The 5,121-nt window shown below is 60.1% G+C and carries 5 protein-coding genes; all 5 read left to right on the forward strand.

The genetic code is table 11. From position 1 onward, the window contains the following. Positions 1-452: 4Fe-4S dicluster domain-containing protein (locus RMO23_RS07590; protein ID WP_309680084.1), on the forward strand; the 452-nt coding region annotated here is incomplete at its 5' end. A 37-nt stretch (positions 453-489) separates the two neighbouring features. Next, a complete protein-coding gene (locus tag RMO23_RS07595) occupies positions 490-981 on the forward strand; it encodes a MaoC family dehydratase (protein ID WP_309680086.1) in 492 nt (163 codons plus the stop codon). Positions 982-995: 14 nt separating this feature from the next. Next, positions 996-2,777 carry an acyl-CoA dehydrogenase gene (locus RMO23_RS07600; RefSeq protein WP_309680088.1) on the forward strand — a complete coding sequence of 594 codons (1,782 nt, stop codon included), beginning with the start codon at positions 996-998 and terminating at the stop codon, positions 2,775-2,777. A 36-nt stretch (positions 2,778-2,813) separates the two neighbouring features. Continuing rightward, positions 2,814-3,131: a DUF485 domain-containing protein gene (locus RMO23_RS07605; RefSeq protein ID WP_309680089.1), complete on the forward strand. Its 318-nt coding sequence runs from the start codon at positions 2,814-2,816 to the stop codon at positions 3,129-3,131. After that, positions 3,131-4,807: a cation acetate symporter gene (locus RMO23_RS07610; RefSeq protein WP_309680091.1), complete on the forward strand. Its 1,677-nt coding sequence runs from the start codon at positions 3,131-3,133 to the stop codon at positions 4,805-4,807. The genes RMO23_RS07605 and RMO23_RS07610 overlap by 1 nt, the downstream gene beginning before the upstream one ends. Positions 4,808-5,121 lie beyond the last annotated feature (314 nt).

Below are 5,121 nucleotides of genomic sequence, written 5' to 3' on the forward strand. Positions count from 1 at the left end.
CCGGCATCGAGCAGTGGCTGCTGCCCCGGCTCGGCATCAAGCGCCCGCCCTGGACGGTTCACCGCAGCCAGCCCGACTACGCGATGCTCAAGCCGGCGGCCGAGTGCACACCCATCGTCTACCCCAGGCCCGACAACAAGATCACCTTTGACCGATTGAGTTCGGTGTTTGTTTCCAACACCAACCATGAAGAGCAGCAGCCGGCGCATTTGACGCTGAAAGATGCCAGCGTTCCCGTCAGCATCAACCTGGCCACCTATGCCGGCCCCGAGAGCCGCTACTGCCCGGCCGGCGTCTACGAGTTTGTGAAAAACCCCGACAACACCGACCGCCTGCAGATCAACGCCCAGAACTGCGTGCATTGCAAGACCTGCGACATCAAGGACCCGACGCAGAACATCGTCTGGGTCACGCCCGAGGGTGGCGGCGGGCCGAATTACGCGGGCATGTAAGCCCTCAAACCAGTTAACAAACCAACGAGACACTGCCATGAACGACCTGAACGGCTACGACATTGAAGACCTGAGTGTGGGGATGATGGCCATATTCTCCAAAACCATCACCGAGGCCGACATCGTTCTGTTTGCCGGCGTGTCGGGCGACACCAACGCCATCCATATCAACGAAGAGTACGCCGCCACCACGCCGTTCAAGGGGCGCATCGCCCATGGCTTTTTGTCGGCCAGCGTGATTTCGGCGGCCGTCGCCAACCGTTTGCCTGGCCCCGGCGCCATTTACATGGACCAACGCCTGGAATTTTTGGCCCCGGTGCGCCCCGGCGACACCGTGCACGCGACCGTGAAAGTGATTGAGGTCATCGCGGAGCGTGGCCGGGTGGTGCTGCACACCACCTGCAAAGTCAAGGGCGTGAAGGTCATTGATGGCGAAGCCCGGGTGAAGGTGGATTCATCGGCCCGGCGTGCCGCCAAAGCCGCAGCGCAGTCCGCGGCCCCGCTATTGCCTGACCCACTGTCTGAATAAATCGAAAGCGCACCATGAGCTACCAAGCCCCCCTGAAAGACATGTTGTTTGCGATGCAAGAGCTCGCCGGCCTGTCCAAAGTCAGCGCCCTGCACGGCTTTGAAGACTACGACCTCGATACCGCCCAGGCGGTGCTCGAAGAGTCCGCCAAGTTCTGTGAAGGCGTTGTCGCCCCCTTGAATTGGGAAGGCGACAAAAAACCCAGCAGCTGGAAAGACGGCGCCGTCACCACCACCCCCGGCTTCAAGGAAGCATTCCAACAGTTTGCCGAAGGCGGCTGGCAAGGCGTGATCCACCCCACCGAGTTTGGTGGCCAGGGCTTGCCCAAGCTGATCGCCACGCCCTGCGCCGAAATGCTGCACGCCGCCAGCCTGTCGTTCGCCCTGTGCCCGATGCTGACCGATGGCGCGATTGAAGCGCTGCTCGTCGCGGGCAGCGACGAACTCAAACGCAAGTTTGCCGCCAAGCTCATCAGCGGCCAGTGGACCGGCACCATGAACCTGACCGAACCCCAGGCCGGCTCTGACCTGGCCGCCGTGCGCTCACGCGCCGAGCTTCAGGAAGACGGCAGCTACAAGGTGTTTGGCACCAAGATTTTCATCACCTACGGTGAGCACGACATGACCGAGAACATCGTCCATCTGGTGTTGGCCCGCGTGCCCGGTGCGCCGGAAGGCGTGAAAGGGATTTCGCTGTTTCTGGTGCCCAAGTTCATGGTCAATGACGACGGCAGCCTGGGCGAGCGCAACGACGCCTGGTGCGTGTCGATCGAGCACAAGCTCGGCATCAAGGCCAGCCCGACGGCGGTGTTGCAGTTTGGCGACCACGGTGGCGCGGTGGGTTATCTGGTCGGCCAGGAGAACCGTGGCCTGGAATACATGTTCATCATGATGAACGCGGCCCGCTTTGCCGTGGGCATGCAGGGCATTGCGATTGCCGACCGCGCCTATCAGCAAGCGGTGCGTTTTGCGCATGACCGCGCCCAAAGCCGCGATCTGGCGGGTTCCGACGGCCCGGTTGCCATCATCAACCACCCCGACGTCAAGCGCATGCTGCTGACCATGCGCAGCCACATCGAGGGCGCGCGCGCCCTGGCCTACGTGGCAGCCGCCGCCAGCGACATGGCGCACCACGCCACAGACGATGCCGTACGCACCCAAAACCAGGCGGTCTATGAGTATTTGGTGCCGGTGGTCAAGGGCTTTTCGACCGAAATGTCCATCGACATGGCCAGTCTGGGCGTGCAGGTCCATGGCGGCATGGGCTACATCGAAGAGACCGGCGCCGCCCAGCACTGGCGCGACGCCCGCATTCTGACCATTTACGAAGGCACCACGGCCATCCAGGCCAATGACATCGTCGGTCGCAAAACCCTGCGCGACAAGGGCGCCGTGGTCAAAGCCCTGTGCGCCCGGATCGCCATCACCGAGCAGGACCTCGCTGCGCACGAAAACGAGGACTGCGCGGCCATGCTCAATGCGCTGCGGAAAGGCCGCCTGGCGCTGGAGGGCGCCATTGACTTCATCGTGGCCAACGGCAAGAGCGACCCGAAAGCGGTTTACGCCGGCGCGGTGAACTACCTCAAATTGGCCGGTGTGGTCTTGTGCGGCTGGCAAATGGGCCGGGCCCTGATGGTCGCGCAGGACAGGATGGACAGCGACCCGGCGTTTTTTACCGCAAAGGTCATCACCGCCCGTTTCTACGCCGAATCGGTGTTGACGCAGGCGGCCGGTTTGGCGCAAAGCATCCTGTTGGCAGGCAACACCACCAAGCGCATGTCAGTGGATATGTTCTGAAATATTTTCGATTTGTTTTTTTATAAAGGATGAAGCATGAGCTCTGAAATGTATGCCCGGATTCGAGAGAATCCGAAATTCAAGGAACTGGTGAGCAAGCGCGAACGCTTGGCCTGGACGTTAACCGGCATCGTCCTGGTGCTTTTTTTCGGCCTGTTTCTGACCGTGGCCTTTAATCCGGCCGTGCTGGCGATCAGGTTGGGCGGCAGCTATGTCACCACCGGCCTGCTGATTGGATTTTTCGAATTTGTCTTTTTCTGGGCTCTCACGGCGGTTTATGTGCGCCGCGCCAATTCAGAATTCGACGCTCTGACCGAAGCGCTGCTACGCGAATCCTCGAAGGAACAAAAATAATGCAAAAAACGTTTATCAAACTACTCTCCGGGTTAGTGGCATTCGGGGTCACCGGCGCCGTTCTGGCCGCCGGTCCTGCCGTTGAAATCACCCAGAAACAACCGCTCAATGTTCCCGCCATTGTGATGTTCGCCATTTTTGTGGGCATGACGCTGGCCATCACCTATTGGGCCGCCAGCCGTACCAAATCCGCCGCCGACTTTTACACGGCAGGTGGCGGCATTACCGGCTTTCAGAATGGTCTGGCCATGGCCGGTGACTACATGTCGGCGGCGACCCTGCTCGGCCTGACCGCCCTGGTTTTCACCAACGGCTACGACGGCTATCTGTTCATGATTGCTTTCTTTGTCGGTTGGCCCGTCATTCTGTTTTTGATGGCCGAACGCCTTAGAAACCTGGGCAAATTCACTTTTGCCGACATCACCTCCTACCGCCTTGACCAGGGCAAGGTACGGACCATGGCGGCCATCGGTTCCCTGACCGTGGTCTGTTTTTACCTCATCGTCCAGATGGTGGGTGCCGGGCAACTGATCAAGCTGCTGTTTGGCCTGGACTACCACATCGCCGTGATCGTGGTCGGTGCCTTGATGGTCGTGTATGTGACCTTCGGCGGCATGGTGGCCACGACCTGGGTTCAAATCATCAAGGCCTGCCTGCTGCTTTTTGGCGGCACGGTCATCACGGTGCTGGCCTTTTCCCAGTTTGGCTTCAGCTTTAACACCCTGGCCGCGAAAACCATCGAAATCCACAAACTGAAAGACCTGCTGTTTGCCCCAGGCAAACTGTTGCAGGACCCGATCAACGCCATTTCGCTGGCATTGGGGCTGATGTTTGGCCTGGCGGGTCTGCCGCACATCCTGATGCGCTTTTTTACCGTCAACAATGCCAAGGAAGCGCGTAAATCAGTTCTGTACGCGGCTGGATTTGTTGGCTTCTTCTTCAACGTCATCTTGTTGATGGGGCTGTGTTCCATTGTGATTGTGGGCACCAATCCCGAGTTCTTCGAAGGTGGCACGGTCGGTGGAAAAATCATCGGCGGCGGCAACATGGTGGCGATGCATTTGGCCAAGGCCGTGGGCGGTAATCTGCTGCTGGGCTTTCTGGCTGCGGTGGCTTTCGCGACGATTCTGGCAGTGGTCTCGGGTCTTGCACTGGCTGGCGCCTCCGCCATCTCGCATGACCTGTACGCCCGTGTGATCAAAAAAGGCAAGGTGTCTGAAGCGCAGGAAATCAAAGTTTCCAAAATCGCCTCGTTCGGCATTGGCCTGATTGCGGTGGTGCTGGGCATCGCCTTTGAAAAGCAAAACGTGGCCTTCATGGCGGCGCTGGCCTTTGGCATTGCGGCCGCCGGCAACTTCCCGGTGCTGTTCATGTCGATGTACTGGAAAGACCTGACCACGCGCGGTGCATTGGCTGCGGGTTACGGTGGCCTGGTTGCCGCTGTGGTGCTGGTGGTGCTGTCCAAATCCGTGTGGGTGACCGTGTTTGGCTACGCTACACCGATCTTCCCCTACGATCAGCCCGCCCTGTTCGCCATGCCTCTGGCGTTCTTGCTCGGTTATGTCTTCTCCATCACGGACAAGAGCGAACGCGCAAGCAAGGAGCGCGCCGCTTTCGCCGATCAGTGGGTTCGCGCCCAAACCGGCTTTGGCGCATCTGGAGCAGCAAGCCACTGAGTGCCTGCTGCAAAAATAAAAAACCCCGGAACTCCGGGGTTTTTTTTCGCCCGGCCTGGGCGTTTCACCCTCACTTTTTTCTCGGGCAGCAGGTACTTGTGCCGATGTTTTCGCGCTGGGTACCGTTACGGCAGCTTCCTTGGCCCAACCGCCTAGCGCCTCACAAATACCCCCGCAACGCCTCCAGCGTTCTGTCCGTCGCCCCCCGATTGCGCGCCGCAAAGGCCAGCCCGCTGGCCACCGCTTGCGCCAGCGCGGGCGGCTCGTTGACCAGCGCCAGCGCGGCCTGCACGGCTTCGGGCATGTCGGCCACG

The organism is Polaromonas sp. (assembly GCF_031411155.1).
Taxonomy (GTDB): Bacteria; Pseudomonadota; Gammaproteobacteria; order Burkholderiales; family Burkholderiaceae_C; genus Polaromonas.